Below are 18,095 nucleotides of genomic sequence, written 5' to 3'. Positions count from 1 at the left end.
TTATGGGTTGATGCTGAATCAGTCTTCGCGAGCAAGCCCCCTACCCCAGGTTTCGGCGCTTCCCCCTTTGTAGGAGCTGCGGCACGCTGCGATCTTTCGATCTTAAAAGATCGCAGCGTGCCGCAGCTCCTACAGTTTCACCGCAACAAATGCGGCGGTTTCGTAGGGCACCGTTATCACGTCTCTACCGCGCAGCGCTGGTTCTGCGGCGATCAACGCACGAATCTGCTCATCAATCTTCGCCCGCTGTGCCTCCGGCAGTGCCGCAATAAAACTGGTCGAGCGCACCCGATTGAAAATCACATCCTCGGGCGGGCCGGTATGGCCGTTGTGAAACTGCTGCAATTGCAATGGGCCGAATCGCGGATGGGGGAACGCCTTGCGCCATTCGCCGGTGTAGTAACGCGGCGTGTCGCCCTCCAGCGCATTGACGATGGCATCGAGCTTAGGCACCCAGCTCACTTGGGTATCACGCAGGTTCCAGATCAGTCCAAGCTTGCCACCAGGCTTGAGCACCCGGGCAATTTCGGTCAACGCCGCTTCACTGGCAAACCAGTGAAACGCCTGGGCGCAGACCACCACATCGACCGACGCGTCCGGTAACGGCAGATCCGTCGCGGTACCGCTGACGGCCAGCACCTCAGGCCAGGCCTCGGACAGTTTCTCCAGCATTTGCGGCACCGGTTCGACAGCAATCACCTGCGCGCCCGTTGCCAGCAATCGTCCGGTGAACTTGCCGGTGCCCGCGCCAAGATCAATCACGGTTTTGTGACTGTCCAGCCCCAACGTAGCGGTCAGCCAGTCACTGACTTGCGGCGGATAGTCCGGTCGTCCTTTGACATAGGTGTCGGCGGCGGTCTTGTAGCCGGCAGCTGAATGGTGAAGCTGTTCGTTCATGGCAGTTTCCCCTTATGGCAAAGCATCGGATCGACGGCGGACGCTCACGAGCATAGCGCTTGAATTTACCGAGACGTTGAACAGTCACTGACAATGCAATGAATAAAATTTCACCCTCGGGTGTTCAAAGTCAGAGATAACCCTCTATGGAGCCTTGCCCATGACTATCCGTTCCGTTATGTTCGCCGCCCCGTTGCTGCTGGCGGCTGCCATGTCCAGTCATCTGGCCTTCGCCAATGGTGACGAAGACGAGCCGGTGCAGAAGCCTGAATGCCCGAAAGGCCAGGTCTGGGACAGCAAAACGCAAAAATGCGTATTGCAGACCAGCAGCCTGTTGCCCGATGCCGATCGCACCGATTACGCCTATCGTCTGGCCAAGGCCGGCCGCTACGAGGAAGCATTGGCGTTGCTCGACACGCTGCAACAGCCGAACACCGCCAAGGCGCTGAATTATCGCGGGTACGCCACGCGCAAACTCGGGCGTACCGACGAAGGCATCAGCTATTACCTGCAATCGGTGAAACTCGACCCGCAGTACGCACAAGTGCGCGAATACCTCGGCGAAGCCTATGTGATCAAAGGCCGCGTCGACCTGGCGCAAGAACAGTTGCAGCAGATCCAGTCGATTTGCGGCACGGCGTGCGAGGAATACCAGGACCTGGCGCAAGCCATTAACGACTCATCGAAAACCTGACCATCAAGAGTAGAGGCCATCATCGTCAGCGATCAGGCATTCAGAACGGAACTCGGACAGCATCTGGCGCGATTGTGGCGCTACGGTCTGCTGCTGTCGCGCAATCGGCATGTCGCCGAGGACCTGGTGCAGGCGACGTGTGTGCGGGCGCTGGAGCGTTCTGCCCAGTACATCGCCGGCACACGCATGGACCGCTGGCTGCTGAGCATCCTGCATTCGATCTGGCTCAATGAAGTGCGCGCGCGGCGCGTGCGTCAGGGCGCAGGTCAGGTCGATGCCGACGGCCAACTGGCATTCGATGGCGAATACGCCGCGCAGACCCATGTGTTGGCCGCGCAAGTGATTCGCCGCGTCGATGCCCTGCCCGAGACCCAGCGTGAAACGGTGTACCTGGCCTATGTCGAAGGCCTGTCCTACCGCGAAGTCTCCGAGATCCTGCAAGTGCCGATCGGCACGGTGATGAGCCGTCTGGCCACCGCCCGCCTGAAACTCGCCGAATACCCGCCGCTGCAAGCGGTGCCGAAAACCACCGAAGGAGACCGGTCATGAACACACCTTCGGATGAACAACTGGTCGCCTACCTGGACGATGAACTCGACCGCGAACAGCGTAGCCAACTGGACAGCGACATCGCCGACGATCCGCTGCTCAGCCTGCGCGTGCAGTGGTTGAGCCGCAGCAATCTGCCGTACAAAGCCGCCTACGATGAATTGGCGCAGCAGGCGCCGCTGGAACGCTTGCAGGCTCGGCTGGATGCCATCCCCTCACCTGAAACGCCGGGCTTGAGTCGGCGCTGGTTTATCGGTGCGGCGGCGGCAACCTTGGTCGCCGCTGGTGTACTGGCCGACCGTTTGCTGCTTGGCTGGCAGGCGCAGCAGGCACATGACTGGCGCGGTTTGGTCGGCGACTACATGGCGCTGTATGTGCCGCAGACCCTCGACCACTTGCCAACCGACGAAGCGGCACAGCGCGCACAGTTGCGCACGGTCGACGCCCGCCTCGGCCTGAATCTTTCACCGTCTGCATTGAAGCTGCCGGGCGCCGAATTCAAGCGCGCACAAATGCTTGAGTACGATGGCGTGCCCATTGCGCAGATCGTTTATCTGGATGCCAGGCATGGCCCGCTGGCATTATGCGTCACGCGTTCGAACAGCGGCGTTCAACCGTTGGCTCACGAGCGTCGACATGAAATGAACGTGGTGTTCTGGACCGAGCGTGAACATGCCTGGATGTTGATCGGTCGTGACAGCCACGCCGGGCTGGAAGAGAAAGCGAATTTGTTGAGAAGCCGTTTGGCTGCCTGAGAAAACCACCCCTATGCTGAAAAAGTGATTTTCCAAGGAGGATTCCACGATGTCTTTTTCATCCCGTACTGCATTGCTGGTCATCGACGTGCAAAACGACTTCGTCCCCGGCGGTCGACTGCCGGTGCCTGAGGGTGATCAGATCGTACCGCTGATCAACAAGCTTTCGCGCCAGTTCAAACAGGTGATCATCGCCCAGGACTGGCACCCGAAGGGGCACGCCTCTTTCGCTTCCAGCCACCCCGGCCGCCAACCCTACGATGTGATCCAGTTGCCATACGGCGAGCAGACGCTCTGGCCTGATCACTGCGTGCAAACAACCGGCGGTGCGGAGTTTCACTCGGGTCTGGATCTGCCCCACGCGCAACTGGTGATCCGCAAAGGCTGCAACCCGGACATCGACAGTTATTCGGCGTTTCTCGAAGCCGACCGCACGACGACGACGGGGCTCGCCGGTTATCTCAAGGAGCGTGGCATCGACACGGTGTATATGGTCGGACTGGCGCTGGATTTCTGCGTGATGTTTTCTGCGCTGGATGCACGCACGGCGGGGTTCAACGCATTTGTCGTGCTGGACGCCTGCCGGGCTATTGATCTGCAGGGATCGCTGGCAGCCGCAATCGAGCGGATGCAGGGAGCCGGCGTGCGCCTGATTCAATCCACCGCCCTGATCTGACTTACCTCGTCTGGGCTGGGCTGAAATGTAGGAGCTGCGGCACGCTACGATCTTTTGATCTTTAAAAACAAGATCAAAAGATCGCAGCCTCGTTTCACTCGACAGCTCCTACAGGGGTTTGAGGTTCAGGCAGGTGTGGGTAGCCATAGCCGGAAGCGGGCGCCGCCCAATGGAGAGGACTCCACGGTGAGCGTGCCGCCCTGCGCTTCCAGTGCCCGGCGGCTGATGGCCAGTCCCAGACCAAACCCACCCGTGGCCCGATCGCGGCTGCGGTCCAGTCGGTAGAACGGCTCGAAAATCCGTTCGCGCTCATCATCTGGAATGCCGATCCCGTCGTCGTCGACCCAGATCTCACACCCTTCGCCATTCACCTGCACGCCAATCTGAATGCGTTTTTCGCAATAGCGCATCGCATTGCGCAGCAGGTTCTGGATGGCGCGGGCGGTCAGGCGCGGATCCAGCGAGAAGCGTTCGAGCTGGCCATGCAACAACACGTCGATGACGATTTCCGGCGACTCCAGTTCCTCGTCGACGCTGCCCAGAATGCTGTCGATGAATTCGTCCAGCGAGACTTCAATCTGTTCCGGCAATTGCGCCGGGTTCTGCAAGCGGCTGTAGGACAGCAGCTCAAGCACCAGCTCGTCGAGCTCACGAATGTGCGCGACCAGGCCCTGCAAGCGCTCACGGCTGGCGGCCGGCAAATCGTCGGACAGCGCCAGCGCGAGGCCGAAATCGAGGCGCGTCAGCGGTGTACGCAGCTCATGGGAGACCGCGTTAAGCAGGTCACGTTGCTGATTCAGGAGGTTTTCGATGTCGCCGGCCATGGTGTCGAACACGTTGGCCAGACTGCCGATGTTCGAACTCTGGGCGATTTTCGTGCGTTCGCTCAAATGGCCTTTACCGAAGCGTTCGGCGGTGCCCTTGAGGCGTTCGAGATCGCGCCAGTGCGGGCGCAACCACAGCAACAGGCACGCCAACAGGCTCGCGCCGATCAACACGTTGATGCTCCAGTACAACAGATTGACGTCCATCGGGTCCGGCGGCACGACCATTTGCACCGCCATGTCGTCATTCAGCGGCGTCACCGCCAACGTGCGCCAGCCCCAGTCGCCAATGCGCACCACGTTCTCGCCACGGCGTAACCGTTGCTGCTCGATCGCCGTGAAGTCGGCGTTATCGATGCGCGCGAGGGCGATGTGCAAGGGCTGGAAGTCCTTGTCCATCGACGCCGCAATCGCTGGCCACTGATCGTGCGGCGCAGCATGAAACTGCTTGGTGATCAGCGATTGCAGGCCGCGCGAATAATCCAGGTTATAGGTGACGAATCGATCGCGGAACGCCATGACCACCAGATCCGGCACCAGATAGATCGCCGCGCTGTACGAGACAATCGTCACCAGGTACAGACGAAAGAGGATGCGAAACATCAGCTCAGCATTCCCACTCGGAACGGCTGAACAGATAACCCTTGCCCCACACGGTCTTGATCTTGCGTGCTTCGCCGGCGTGGTCGTCGAACTTGCGCCGCAGCTTGGAGATCGCGACGTCCACCGAGCGGTCGGTGCCGTTGAATTCGATGCCGCGCAAACGTTGCAGAATCTGGTCTCGGCTCAGCACTTCGCCGGCATGCCGGGCCAGCACCACCAGCAAGTTGTACTCACCGCTGGACAGTTCCACCGGTTGATCGCGCCAGCTCACGGTACGCTCGGACAGATCAATGCACAGATTGCCCATGACGATGCGATCGTTGACCGTCAACGGCTCGCCGAGGCTGCTGCGGCGCAGCAAGGTACGCACCCGCGCCAGCAAGACGCGCGGCTCGCACGGCTTGGTCACGTAATCGTCGGCGCCCATTTCCAGGCCCAGCACCTGGTCGTGGCTGTCATCGCGGGCGGTGAGCATCAGGATCGGCAGCGTTGCCGAGTCGGCACGCAGCAAGCGGCACACCTGCAGACCATCGAGGCCCGGCAGCATCAGGTCGAGAATCACCAGATCCGGCGGATTGACCCGCGCCCGCTCACGTACGTGATCGCCACGGCCGATGACGCTGACGGAATAGCCGTTGCGCTCCAGGTAGCTGGAAATCAGTTCGGCGAGGGCGGTGTCGTCTTCGACCAGGAGGATGTTGGGCATGGGTGATCCAGAAAGTGCAGTGGCAACATTGAAGGCCTCATCGCGGGCAGGCCCGCTCCCACAGTGTTCTCGGGTGTTCACATGATTCGTGTCCACAACCGATCCCCGTGGGAGCGGGCTTGCCCGCGATGGCGATGCAACTGTCGCAATAAATTTCAAGGCGTAAAGGATATACGCCCTCACCCGTCCCTGAGTAAAACCCTTACACAATTTCACACAGCGCCTACAAAGCTTCACCGCTACTCTGCGCGACTGGCCGTAGGATGCGCGCATCAATATTGGGGGTGGTAAATGTCGAACAAACTGTTGGCCGGGCTCGGCCTGATCGCAATGGCGCTGACGCTGAGTGCCTGTGACTCGTCCTCGAAAGCCGAGGAACAGGCGCCACCGGCCACCGTGCGCATCGAAACCATCGAGGCCCATCCCCTTTCGATCAGCAGCGAACTGAGCGGGCGCATCGCCGCCCCGCGGATCGCCGAAGTACGCGCCCGGGTGGCAGGCGTGGTTCTGCAACGCACCTTTCGCGAAGGCAGTGACGTAAAAAAGGGCGATGTGCTGTTCCGCATCGACCCGGCACCGTTCAAGGCCGATCTCGACAGCGCCGACGCCGCTTTACGCAAGGCTGAAGCCAATGCGTTTCAGGCAAAACTGCAAGAGCAGCGTTATGCGCAATTGATTGACGACAAGGCCATCAGCGCGCAGGACTACGACAATGCCCGCGCCAACGCCCGACAGACCGCCGCCGACGTCGCAGCCAACAAAGCCGCTGTCGAGCGGGCCAGACTCAATCTGGGTTACGCCACGGTCACCGCGCCAATCTCCGGGCGTGTCGGGCGAGCGCTGGTCACTGAAGGCGCGCTGGTCGGGCAGAACGAAACCACACCATTGGCGCTGATTCAGCAGCTCAATCCGATCCACGCCGACGTCACCCAGTCGACCCGTGAGCTGAACGAACTGCGCCGCGCATTCCGCTCCGGTCAGTTGCAGCAGGTTGGCCAGGATCAAGTCAAAGCCACACTGATTCAGGACGACGGCAGTCTTTACCCGCTGCCGGGCAAGTTGCTCTTCGCGGATATCACGGTTGATCCGGGCACCGGGCAGATCATTCTGCGCAGCGAGTTCCCCAACCCGGACCTCGATCTGCTTCCGGGCAGTTTCGTGCGCGTGCGACTTGAGCAGGCAACCATCAAAGATGGCATTACCGTGCCGCAACGCGCGGTACAGCGTGACAGCGCCGGTATTGCGCAGGTGCTGACGGTCGATGAGCAAATGCGCATTGCCCAGCAACCGGTGCAACTGGGCGCGGTGCAAAACGATCGCTGGATCGTCACTGGCGGCCTCAAGCCCGGCGACCGCATTGTCATCGAAGGCCTGCAACACGCCCGTCCCGGCGAGAAAGTGCAGATCGACGACACCCCTCTTCCACTTGCCCAGACTTCTGGTCAGTAAGCAGGACGCTTTTCTATGCCGCAGTTCTTTATCGACCGCCCGGTATTTGCCTGGGTCGTTGCGTTGTTCATCCTGTTGGCCGGTGCGCTCGCCATCCCGCAATTGCCGGTGGCGCAATACCCCGATGTCGCGCCGCCGCAGATCGAAATCTATGCCGTGTACCCTGGCGCGTCGGCGCAAACCGTCGATGAAAGCGTGGTCAGCCTGATCGAAGAAGAGCTCAACGGTGCCGATCACCTGCTTTACTTCGAATCGCAGAGCAGCCTTGGCAGCGCCACGATCAAGGCGACCTTCCAGCCCGGCACCAATCCGGAACTGGCGCAGGTCGACGTGCAAAACCGTCTGAAAGTGGTCGAGTCACGCCTGCCGCAAGCGGTCAATCAGCAAGGCTTGCAGGTGGAGAAAGTCTCTTCCGGTTTCCTTTTGTTGATCACCCTGACGTCCAGTGACGGCAAGCTTGATGATGTGGCGCTCAGCGATTATCTGGCGCGCAACGTGATGAACGAGATCAAGCGCCTCGACGGCGTCGGCAAGGCGCAGTTGTATGGCGCCGAACGGGCCATGCGCGTGTGGATCGATCCGCAGAAACTCATCGGCTTCAACCTGACGCCGGCAGACGTCAACGCCGCCATCGTCGCGCAGAATGCCCAGGTTTCCGCCGGCAGCATTGGCGATTTGCCCAACCCGTCCAGCCAGGAAATCACCGCGACGATTCTGGTCAAGGGCCAGTTGTCGACGCCGGAGGAATTTGCCGACATCGTGCTCAAGGCCAATCCGGACGGTTCGACCGTGCGCATCGGTGACGTCGCACGGGTCGAGGTTGGCAGTCAGGAATATCAGTTCGGTACACGTCTCAACGGCAAACCGTCGACCGCCGTCGGCGTGCAGCTGTCGCCAGGCGCCAACGCGCTGAACACCGCAACACTGGTGCGGACGAAAATGGACGAATTGTCGCGCTACTTCCCGGCTGGCGTGGAATACAAGATCCCGTACGACACCTCGCCCTTCGTCAAAGTCTCGATCACCAAAGTGGTTTACACCCTCGGCGAGGCAATGTTGCTGGTGTTTGCGGTGATGTTCCTGTTCCTGCAGAACGTGCGCTACACGCTGATCCCTACGCTGGTGGTGCCAGTGGCGCTGATGGGCACTTTCGCGACCATGCTGGCGCTGGGCTTTTCGATCAACGTGCTGACCATGTTCGGCATGGTTCTGGCCATTGGCATTCTGGTGGACGACGCGATTGTCGTGGTCGAGAACGTCGAGCGGATCATGGCCACCGAGGGTTTGTCGCCCAAGGAAGCCACACGCAAGGCGATGACGCAGATCACTGGCGCCATCATCGGCATCACCCTGGTGCTGGTGGCAGTGTTCATTCCGATGGCGTTCATGCAAGGCTCGGTCGGGGTGATCTACCAGCAGTTCTCGCTGTCGATGGCCACCTCGATTCTGTTCTCGGCGTTTCTCGCCCTGACCTTGACCCCGGCATTGTGCGCAACGCTGCTCAAACCGATTGCCAAAGGCGAACACCACGAAAAACGCGGTTTTTTCGGTTGGTTCAACCGCCGCTTCGAACAGCTGACCGAGCGCTATCAGGGCTGGGTCGGTTATGCGCTGAAACGCACCGGTCGCTATCTGCTGATCTACGGGGTGTTGCTGGTCGGCCTGGGCCTGCTTTTTGCGCGCCTGCCCTCCTCGTTCCTGCCGGTCGAAGACCAGGGTTACACCATCACCGATATTCAACTGCCACCCGGCGCGACCAAGAACCGTACGGTGCAGGTGGCCGAACAGTTCGAGGCGCATAACGCTGGCGAACCGGGGATCAGCGACAGCGTGGTGATTCTCGGCTTCAGCTTCTCCGGCAGTGGGCAGAACGCCGCGTTAGCGTTCAGCACACTGAAAGACTGGTCGCAACGCGACAGCGACGACTCGGCAAGCTCGATTGCCGACCGCGCCAATATCGCCCTCAGCCAGATCAAGGACGCCATGGCCTTCGCCGTGCTGCCACCGCCGGTTGACGGCTTGGGCACATCGAGTGGTTTCGAGTTCCGCTTGCAGGATCGCGGCGGCCTCGGCCACGCAACATTGATGCAGGCGCGCTCGGAACTGCTAGCCGCCGCCGAGAAAAGCCCGGTGCTGATGAACGTGCGTGAAAGCGCACTGGCCGAAGCACCGCAAGTGCAACTCGAAGTGGATCGTAAGCAGGCCAATGCGTTGGGCGTGTCGTTTGCAGATATCGGCAGCGTGCTGTCCACCGCTGTGGGCTCGAGCTACATCAATGACTTCCCCAATCAGGGAAGGATGCAGCGCGTGGTCGTACAGGCCGAAGGTAATCAGCGCAGCCAGGTCGACGACCTGCTGAAGATGCACGTACGCAATAACAACGGAAAAATGGTGCCGCTGTCGGCATTTGTGCAGGCCAAATGGATTCAGGGCCCGGCACAGTTAACCCGTTACAACGGTTATCCGGCGATTGCCATTTCCGGCGAGCCGGCACCGGGCCACAGCACTGGCGAGGCCATGGCCGAGATTGAACGTCTGGTTGCCCAAGGCCCGAAAGGCCTGGGTCAGGAATGGACCGGGCTGTCATTGCAGGAACGCCTGTCCGGCAGTCAGGCACCGATTCTGCTCGGGTTGTCGTTGCTGATCGTATTCCTGTGCCTGGCAGCGCTGTATGAGAGTTGGTCGATTCCAACTTCAGTGTTGCTGGTGGTGCCATTGGGCGTGTTGGGCGCGGTACTCGCGGTGACACTGCGCGGGATGCCCAACGATGTGTTCTTCAAGGTCGGCCTGATCACCATTATTGGCCTGTCGGCGAAGAACGCGATCCTGATCATCGAGTTCGCCAAGAGCTTGTATGAAGAAGGGCATGACCTGATCGATGCGACGTTGCAGGCAGCGCGTCTTCGCCTGCGACCGATCGTGATGACGTCGCTGGCGTTCATTCTCGGTGTAGTGCCGCTGGCCATCGCTACTGGCGCCAGTTCGGCGAGCCAACAAGCCATCGGCACCGGCGTGATCGGCGGAATGATCACCGCGACGCTGGCGGTGATCTTCGTGCCGGTCTTCTTCGTCGTCGTCATGAAGCTCGTACAACGATTGACTAAACGCCACTAGCCCCCGTGGGAGCTGGCTTGCCAGCGATAGCGCTGGGTCAGCCAACATCAATGTTGACTGTGCCGCCGTCATCGCTGGCAAGCCAGCTCCCACATGGCTAAGGTGTCTGAATTACCCTGGCCCCTCGAGTCCCCATGCCCTTTCTCGCCCGTACCCACCCTCGCCTGTCCGCCGCCGCGCTGTTCGGACTCGCCACCGGCCTGCTTGTCCCGGCCGACTCGATCATCAGCAAAATCCTCATCGGCTGGAACGCCGGCGTCTGGACTTACTTGATCCTGATGTTCTGGCTGACCGTGCGCGCCAGGGCGCCGGACGTTAAACGCATTGCCGTCATCGAAGACGAGAATGCCGGGCTGGTGCTGTTCGTCGTGTGCATCGCGGCATTGGCGAGTCTCGCCACCATCACCCTGGAACTGGCCGGCAGCAAAGATCTGGAAACCAGCCGCAAACTCATGCACTACGGCTTCACCGCCCTGACAGTCATCGGTTCGTGGCTGTTGATCGGGGTGATCTTCTGCGTGCACTACGCCCGCCTGTTTTACACCTGGGATGGCAAGGAACCGGCGCTGCGTTTCGCCGAAGGGCTGACCACGCCCAACTATTGGGACTTTCTGTATTTCTCGTTCACCATCGGCGTGGCGGTGCAGACGGCAGATGTTGGCGTGGCAACGCGCGATATTCGCAAAATCGTATTGGCGCAATCGTTGATCGGGTTTGTGTTCAACACGGCGATACTCGGATTTTCGATCAACATCGCAGCCGGGCTCTTCGGGTGAGCGCACGAAAAAACGCCCCGGCAGCTTTGCACGGGGCGTTTGTTGTTTCAGCGCATCAGAAGAAGTAACTGACTCTCAAGCTGCCGCTCCAGTCCTGGCTGACGGTGTTGCCCTTGCTGCCGCCAACCTGACCGGAAACCTGCCAATTGCGTTGCGCCGGCATCCACTTCAGACCAGCGCCATACTCCAGGGAGCTGCTCGCACGGTCATCATCGAAGCTGTTGTCGTTGATTTTGACTTCGTTGGTCTTGACGAATTCATGGTTAGCTCCCAGTGACAGGCTCGGCTCCAGAAGACTGCCGTTTTCAAGAGCAATGACTCGTCCCCCCTCACACCAGCATTGCCCTGGACCGAACGCATAGTGTCGGCCTCGACCTTGAGACCATTGTCCAGACGATAGCTTTCGCTCTGGGTCGCACCGGTCGACACCCGGACTTGAGGCTCGACAAACCAGTTGTCCTGCAGGCGAATGTGTTTGCCCACTGCCACCGAGCCGCTGGCGCCCAAAGCCTTGTAATCACCCTTGGTCCGGGTGCCGTCGCTCATGGTGACTTTGGCTTTGTTGTCGAACTGGTTGATCTTGGCCATGACGTTGACGAACACACCACTTTCAACATCGTACGTGCTGCCGTAAACACCGGCATTCAGACTGTCGACTGTCGCGCTGGAGCCGTATTTGAGGTCCATCTCGGTGCGGCTGGAGCCCACAAAACCACCGATCACCCAGGCACGACCGGCGATGTCCACCGTCGTATCGGCACCACCGGTGATGCCGCTCTGGTTCTGGATATAACCGTCGCCATAGGCATTCTTGACGTTGTACTGGTTGCCATAAGTGCGCACCCAGACACTGTTGCTCAGTTTTGTGGTGTCACTGTCACTGGCCGCGCGAAGCGAAGCATCCGGCCGAATGCTCAACCCACGATCACCGATCTGGTCGCTGAGCATATTCATTTCTGCGTTCAGTACACTACGGGCACTGCCGGCAAGGGCCAGGGCGGTGTTGGTCGAGGTGCTGACGGTTTCCTTGTCGGGGTTGAGGTACAGGCCCTGCCCGTCCTGCTTCAGTCGGTAAACGAATGTACCGGCATCCACCGTGTCTTTATTGGCCAGAGTAAAGGCGGCGTCGCCGGCGGCGATATTGCCGACCTTCACCGGTTCTGCGGTCACTGGCGTGCTGCCCGTGGCAGACACCAGCAATTGATGCTGACCGCTTGCAGACCCGGTCACGTTCAGGAAGTCAGTACTGCCTGTTCCCAGGTCGGTGCCCATCACAAACGTGCCGTTACCGGTGAGATTACCGACATTCAGCTGCTGGAACTGCTCGTTGGTGCCCATCTGCACGACACCGTTGTTCAGGTTCAGATGCTGAACTTCGTTGTCACCGGTCATGACCCATCGCGCAGCATTGTTGATGCTCAGGTTGCCCGAGTTGGTGATTTGGCCGGTGAGTACCGAACCATTGTCCAGCAACACACTCCCGTTGGCATCGCTGGTGACGTCACCGGTCAGCGTGCTGGAATTATTCAACGAAAGGACCGCGACATTATTGACGTTACCGTTGATGGCTGAGCCGTGGTCCACGCTGACGGAGGCCGCTGTTCCCGCGACGCCTTCTACGTTGCCGTTCAAGGTACTGCCGGCGTCGAACCTGGACTGGGTGACATTCCGCAGATTGCCGTTCAGCGTGGCTGCATTTTCCATGATGAGTGAAACCGTACTGCCGGTCTCGGCAAGCACATCGCCGGTCAGGGTACTGCCATTGACATTGAAGTTGGCGGTGGAGCGGTTGATCGCCTGCAACACCAAGCCATCGCCGCCGACCAGTTCGGAACTGCCGCTGACATTGATGTTGGCGACAGTCCCGGCGCTGCCCGAGGAACCCAATACGATTGCAGATCCGGTCCCGCCGGTCACGCGGGTGTTGTTGAGCGTTACGGTGCTGGCGTTGACACCGACCGTGTCGGTCACGATTTGCAGGCCGTCCTTCGCGCCGGTAATCGTGCTGGCGGTCGCTGAAAGTGTTGCGCCACCCAGTTGCACACCGTAACTGGTGGCCCCGGTGCCGACGACAGTGGAGTCGTTAAGGTTCAGCACGGCAAAACCTACCGCTTGCACGCCGCCGATCGCACCGGTGATGACACTTTTGCCAGTAACGGTGGCAGAGGATGATGCAGGGGTGTTGATGTTACGTCCCAGCAAAAGCCCGAAACTGTTGGTGCTGGTGATAGTCGAGTTGTCGATCGTTGCTGTGCTGTTGAGCAGTTGGATGGCTCCCCGGCCCGCTGCGCTAACGACCTTGGCGCCGGACATATTCAACGAAGAGGTGTTTGCATCAATACGCTGACTCTGGCCACCGTTGAAAACGACATTGGCACTCTGTGCACCGATGGTCAACGCTGTCGAATTGTCGATGGTCAGCGTCCCCCTTGGGACACCACCCAGGCTTCTGGCGCCGGTGGATTGGTGACCACTTCACTCTCGCCTGGCAACAGGGTTCGACTGTAAGCCTGGGGCGCAACGATCAATGTCGCCGCCATCATCAATCTGATGGCGCTCGGGTGTCTGGAACGAAAAAAATGGGCATGAATACTTCCTCAAATCTGCACAATTACTACTTCTGTTTTTTCGGCAGTGTTGCAAGCGCCCACCTAAAAAACGTCCGACAGACTAATAAGAAAACCGAATATTTTATGTAGGACTAATCCTTATATGCACAGCGATATATCCTTCCAGCGTGCAGGCATAATCCAAATTCTCCTGATGAGTGGTAAAAATCGCGAGAGAGACAATTGCCCCTCTCGCGATGCAAAACGACCACTCGATTTATCGCAAACCTAGACTGGCGCTGCTGTCAGGTCGCAATATTGGAAGCTGTTATTGATCGTATCCAAAGGTTTAATGACCGGCGTTGATGATTGCAGGCCACCTTGGGCTTCATATCAGTATTTCCCCCATGCAACTGCACCTCGCTTAGGCTGTGCGGCCTTGAAGTTTGCATCAGTACCCACACCAGCAACATCGGGCACGTTCGCCGCCGCAATGGTGTAAGGCGCCGAGGCCTTTGTACCGGCAATCAACGCAGTACCCGCGGCATTCGAGTGCGCTTCAAAATGTACCGTGATATTCGTGCCCGGCGGCAGCAGCAGATCTTTTCTGATTTGCAGTCCCAGAACATAAGCACTCGTAGGACTGATCATCGCGTAGCACTCGATAAAGTCGCGAAGAACAGGGTTACGGATTTTGATCGTAGGCTCCGGCAGAACGATCGGAATCCGATTGACTGTTACTGTTTGCGGCAAGGACTTGTTAACGTTCTTGCCTGTTCCGGTCTTCTCAATCGTGTAGCGAGCTGTATCGCTTGGCGGTGTCAACTTGGCCATTTCACTCGCAGGAATCGGAACTGAAAACTCTGATACAGCGACAAGCGGACTGAACTCCGCAAAAGCTATAGCGGAAGCCCCCAAGTAACACTTGACGGTATGCTCCGGTTCAAAATCCGGATCTGTAAGACCGTTGGTTACTTTGAATGTACCCTGCTTGTCGCGATCAGTAGCCTCCACCACGTTAGCAATATTGGAAACTCCCGTTACAACCGGTAATTGGAGATCTGGATTGTTCAGATCAGGAGGTGTTGGTGGTTTCAGACCCGCAATATCGAATGCCAGGCTAATGGTTGCAGTAGGTGAAATAGCATTACTCGGAATACCAGCTCGTTCTATTTCATAGTGAATCTCGGCATCCTTGGGCTCATCGGCACCGTTAAATATTTGATCAAGTGCAGCGTAGGTAAGATCGAAGCTCAAATTGGCGTTAGCCCATGGCTGTTTAGGCGTTTCAAAATGGTTGGTGACATCAAGGGGATCCTTAATGTACAAAAAGATTTGATCCCCCGGTACTGCGTGTTCGATAAATGCGTTTTCGACGATTGCCGCAATCCCGCCTTCAAAGTTTTCCCAATAGAGCGGTTCGCTGTAATTTGGATCGGTTTCAGGCACCAGCGGGGCTTTTTTGGCCAATGGCGGTTGCGGCAATGCCAATGTCAGAATGGGAGTAGAAACAGACTCCTCGCCCAGATTACCCAGCCAGTCATCCCAGCGATAAATTAGATTGACACGTCCATTCGCGAATTGAAGCAACTCGTTGCTGGGGATATCGAAGGTACCAGCAGCAGGGACCGCGCCGTTAAAGAGTTGAACTCTTTGTGAACCTAGTGTCGCGGAGCTCAACCAGACGGTCAGGTTGTCGTCAACACGACGCCCGAAATAAGTAACATTCACCGTGAAATTCATATTCGGATTAGCAGTTATCCAGGCCTGGTCAATATTGCGCAACGGGAGCGGGGTGCCGTTGACAAAAACAGGAGCTGGTGTCGGCCTGATTTTTTTGGGAGGGTTTTTTGTATTGACCGGCGCGAGCTGATCTACCGTAAATTCCAGAGTATTGGACTCTTCGTAGTTACCGCCCCCTCCTTTATAAAGCTCAATCTTGAGTTCCCAGACAGTCGGACCGGGTGAGGTAGCCTTTTCAGCCAACAAACTTGCATTCAACGGCAGTGGGATGGGGCTAGGCGGCCGATCGACAACCGGTACAAGGTCGATGGACATTGGGTAATCAGTCCAGGCCACTTCTCCTTTTTCACGGTATTTAACCTCAATACTGTCGTTATCCAATTCATCGAGTGTACGAGTGAAATTGATGGGCAAAATACCAGAATCCATTACAGCTTTTGCGATAAAACCACCCGTCAGTGTCTCAACTGCAATATCCGCAAAAGGCCCAATGTCAGATGAAACATTAACAGAAACTGCCCGTTGTTTTTTAGGTACAAATATAATTCCCACTATCGTCTCTCCTTGCGAGTTCAGGCCGAAAGGGCCAGGTTTACCAGGTGTAATTCGATCAACTTTCACCAATCCTTTTTCTGACTCAGCAATGATCCTGCCACCCCTGAACAATTGGCAGACGACGATAGCGGAATCATTGTCAATCAACGAACTGATGTGATTCTGGAACGGCACTACATAGTTGAAGCCATTTGTTATATCTGTAGCGTAAAGTGTTTTATCCCAGCGACCATAAGCTTCTGTCACTTCCGGACCACTTCCGTTAAGACTCCGATATCCCCTCCATTCAATCCACGCGACATCCAAGGGCTGAGCAATATTATTGAGAGGCCGAATTCGGAGCGTGCCACCACTTGTCAATGGAGGGTTCGTATTGTTATTCCAATATCCCCAGAGTGTTGCGTGCACCGCCAAGGGTTCCGGAAAGCTCAATAGCGCGGTGTGATCAATGGTCAGCATGCGCGGTGGCGACTCATCCGGATTACCGCCACCTCCCTTCCAGAACTTGTAATAAACTTGCGCCACACCGTCAGTTGCCATTTGTTGCGGCGTCAGGGTCACATAAACAAAAGGATCAATAATCCCCGCAGGATAGGTATGGTCAAAAATAGTCGTTTCTATTGAATTCTGAACCCAAAACACCATCAATTGGTCCTTGGGTCCGGTGTCATCCGGACGAGGAATAACGATACGAGTGCCCTTCAACAAAATATCTCTGGGGATATGTCCGTCCAGATCATTGTCATCAACACCTTCGACTGATAGTGGCGCGGCAAAAACACCGTTCGAGGGACTATTTTTGGAAATACCGACTGAACTCATGATTTCCATCCACCACTAAAAGTTAAGTTCCGCGTGTAAAAAAGCTTGTTGATCCGTTGAGCGAATTAGGCGCTTCCGTCCATCATTCGCCAACTGTCAGATCTGACAGGTGTCGCTACCGTCTGTCGGAAACGGCAGTTTGCTTTTCCTCTACCGGCCAGCTCTTCACTTGACGCAACCCAAGAAATTGTTGTTTCCTGAAACCGGTTTCAGACAATAAGAAGACTCAACCGTGAACGACTTCTCCGCCGCCCAACGCAGCCGCGTGACCATGCTTGACGTCGCCGAACGCGCCGGCGTGTCCAAGGCCAGCGTGTCGCGCTTTATCGGCGACGACCGTGCCCTGCTCTCCGATGCCATCGCCCTGCGCATCGAGCAGGCAATTGCCGAACTCGGCTATCGCCCCAACCAAATGGCGCGCGGCTTGAAACGCGGGCGTACGCGCCTGATCGGCATGTTGGTGGCCGATATCCGTAATCCTTATTCAATTGCCGTGATGCACGGGGTGGAAACCGCTTGCCGTGCGCACGGCTATAGCCTGGTGGTGTGCAACACCGACCGCGATGACGAGCAGGAACGTCAGCATCTGGCGCTGCTGCGCTCGTACAACATCGAAGGGCTGATCGTGAACACCCTCGGCCATCACCGTGACGAACTGCATGAATTGCACCGCGAAATGCCGCTGGTGCTGGTCGATCGCAAGGTCGATGGCCTCGACAGCGATATGGTCGGACTGAACAACCCGCAAGCCGTTGAGATGGCGTTGACGCACCTTGAACAACGCGGCTATCGCCACGTGTTGTTGGTGACTGAGCCGTATGACGGCACCAGTTCGCGGATCGAGCGGGTTAGCAGTTTTCAGGCGCAGACAGCCCAACGTTCACGATTGACCGGGACCGTGCTGGAAACCAGTGATGATCTGGGCGCGCATCTGCAAAACTTCCTCAACGCGCCGGCAGCCGGACCAAAAGCGTTGTTCTGCACCAACGGCGTGGCGGCGTTGGCCGCGACCCAGGCGTTGCGCGAGATTGGTTGCCGGTTGTTCGAGGATGTCGGGCTGATTGCCCTGGATGATCTCGATTGGTATCCGTTGGTGGGCAGCGGGATTACCGCGCTGGCGCAGCCGACGCAAGAGATTGGTGCACGCGCGTTTGACTGTTTGCTCAGGCGTTTGCGTGGGGATGTCGACGCGACGCGGGTGCTGGATTTTGCGCCGCTGTTGGTTGAGCGTGGGTCGACGCTCGGGAATTTGCGGTGACTGTAAGGGCCCTATCGCGAGCAGGCTCACTCCTACAATTGGAATACGTTCCCCTGTAGGAGCGAGCCTGCTCGCGATGAGGCCCTGAAGAAAAAATTTGAACAAAAATGAAACCGGTTTCAGAG

12 protein-coding genes and 1 pseudogene are annotated in these 18,095 nt (G+C 57.9%); 8 read left to right on the top strand and 5 right to left on the bottom strand.

What is annotated here, in order from left to right; all coding sequences use genetic code 11:
• Positions 1 to 129: 129 nt before the first annotated feature.
• On the bottom strand, positions 130 to 897 hold the full coding sequence (locus JFT91_RS17575; RefSeq protein ID WP_201233288.1) for a class I SAM-dependent methyltransferase: 768 nt from the start codon (positions 895 to 897) through the stop codon (positions 130 to 132).
• A 160-nt stretch (positions 898 to 1,057) separates the two neighbouring features.
• Here JFT91_RS17575 and JFT91_RS17570 point away from each other — a divergent pair, with 160 nt between their 5' ends.
• From JFT91_RS17570 to pncA, 4 genes are all read left to right on the top strand, one after another.
• Positions 1,058 to 1,591 carry a tetratricopeptide repeat protein gene (locus JFT91_RS17570; RefSeq protein WP_201225915.1) on the top strand — a complete coding sequence of 178 codons (534 nt, stop codon included), beginning with the start codon at positions 1,058 to 1,060 and terminating at the stop codon, positions 1,589 to 1,591.
• Positions 1,592 to 1,654: 63 nt separating this feature from the next.
• Complete coding sequence (locus JFT91_RS17565) at positions 1,655 to 2,140, top strand: sigma-70 family RNA polymerase sigma factor (protein ID WP_207196963.1); 486 nt, start codon at positions 1,655 to 1,657, stop codon at positions 2,138 to 2,140.
• Entirely contained in the window at positions 2,137 to 2,895 is a 759-nt protein-coding gene (locus JFT91_RS17560; protein WP_201233286.1) for an anti-sigma factor, read from the top strand. The genes JFT91_RS17565 and JFT91_RS17560 overlap by 4 nt, the downstream gene beginning before the upstream one ends.
• A gap of 49 nt (positions 2,896 to 2,944) precedes the next feature.
• Positions 2,945 to 3,571 carry a bifunctional nicotinamidase/pyrazinamidase gene (gene pncA / locus JFT91_RS17555; protein WP_201233285.1) on the top strand — a complete coding sequence of 209 codons (627 nt, stop codon included), beginning with the start codon at positions 2,945 to 2,947 and terminating at the stop codon, positions 3,569 to 3,571.
• Positions 3,572 to 3,696: 125 nt separating this feature from the next.
• Here pncA and JFT91_RS17550 read toward each other — a convergent pair whose 3' ends face one another.
• Positions 3,697 to 4,998 (bottom strand): ATP-binding protein, encoded by a 1,302-nt coding sequence (locus tag JFT91_RS17550; RefSeq protein ID WP_201233284.1) that lies wholly within the window; start codon positions 4,996 to 4,998, stop codon positions 3,697 to 3,699.
• Between the two features lie 4 nt (positions 4,999 to 5,002).
• Positions 5,003 to 5,704 (bottom strand): response regulator, encoded by a 702-nt coding sequence (locus JFT91_RS17545; RefSeq protein ID WP_187678934.1) that lies wholly within the window; start codon positions 5,702 to 5,704, stop codon positions 5,003 to 5,005.
• Between the two features lie 291 nt (positions 5,705 to 5,995).
• Here JFT91_RS17545 and JFT91_RS17540 point away from each other — a divergent pair, with 291 nt between their 5' ends.
• The 3 genes from JFT91_RS17540 to JFT91_RS17530 all read left to right on the top strand — a co-directional run bounded on the left by JFT91_RS17540 (position 5,996) and on the right by JFT91_RS17530 (position 11,043).
• On the top strand, positions 5,996 to 7,153 hold the full coding sequence (locus JFT91_RS17540) for an efflux RND transporter periplasmic adaptor subunit (protein WP_201225919.1): 1,158 nt from the start codon (positions 5,996 to 5,998) through the stop codon (positions 7,151 to 7,153).
• A gap of 15 nt (positions 7,154 to 7,168) precedes the next feature.
• A complete protein-coding gene (locus tag JFT91_RS17535) occupies positions 7,169 to 10,267 on the top strand; it encodes a multidrug efflux RND transporter permease subunit (protein WP_201233283.1) in 3,099 nt (1,032 codons plus the stop codon).
• Between the two features lie 134 nt (positions 10,268 to 10,401).
• Positions 10,402 to 11,043: a DUF1345 domain-containing protein gene (locus JFT91_RS17530; protein WP_201233282.1), complete on the top strand. Its 642-nt coding sequence runs from the start codon at positions 10,402 to 10,404 to the stop codon at positions 11,041 to 11,043.
• A gap of 55 nt (positions 11,044 to 11,098) precedes the next feature.
• Here the strand turns inward: JFT91_RS17530 and JFT91_RS29670 are convergent.
• A pseudogene (locus tag JFT91_RS29670) lies at positions 11,099 to 12,381 on the bottom strand (autotransporter outer membrane beta-barrel domain-containing protein).
• 1,604 nt (positions 12,382 to 13,985) lie between these two features.
• Positions 13,986 to 16,712, bottom strand: coding sequence for a hypothetical protein (locus JFT91_RS17520; RefSeq protein WP_201233281.1), 2,727 nt, complete (start codon positions 16,710 to 16,712; stop codon positions 13,986 to 13,988).
• Between the two features lie 232 nt (positions 16,713 to 16,944).
• On the opposite strand from JFT91_RS17520, the gene JFT91_RS17515 reads away from it, so the two are divergent.
• Entirely contained in the window at positions 16,945 to 17,970 is a 1,026-nt protein-coding gene (locus JFT91_RS17515; RefSeq protein WP_347340640.1) for a LacI family DNA-binding transcriptional regulator, read from the top strand.
• The last annotated feature ends 125 nt before the right edge of the window (positions 17,971 to 18,095 follow it).

Origin of the sequence: Pseudomonas sp. TH08, assembly GCF_016651275.1 — a bacterium.
Lineage (GTDB): Bacteria > Pseudomonadota > Gammaproteobacteria > Pseudomonadales > Pseudomonadaceae > Aquipseudomonas.
Note: the sequence above shows the minus strand (reverse complement) of the source record. Positions and strands in the feature narration are given on the sequence as shown.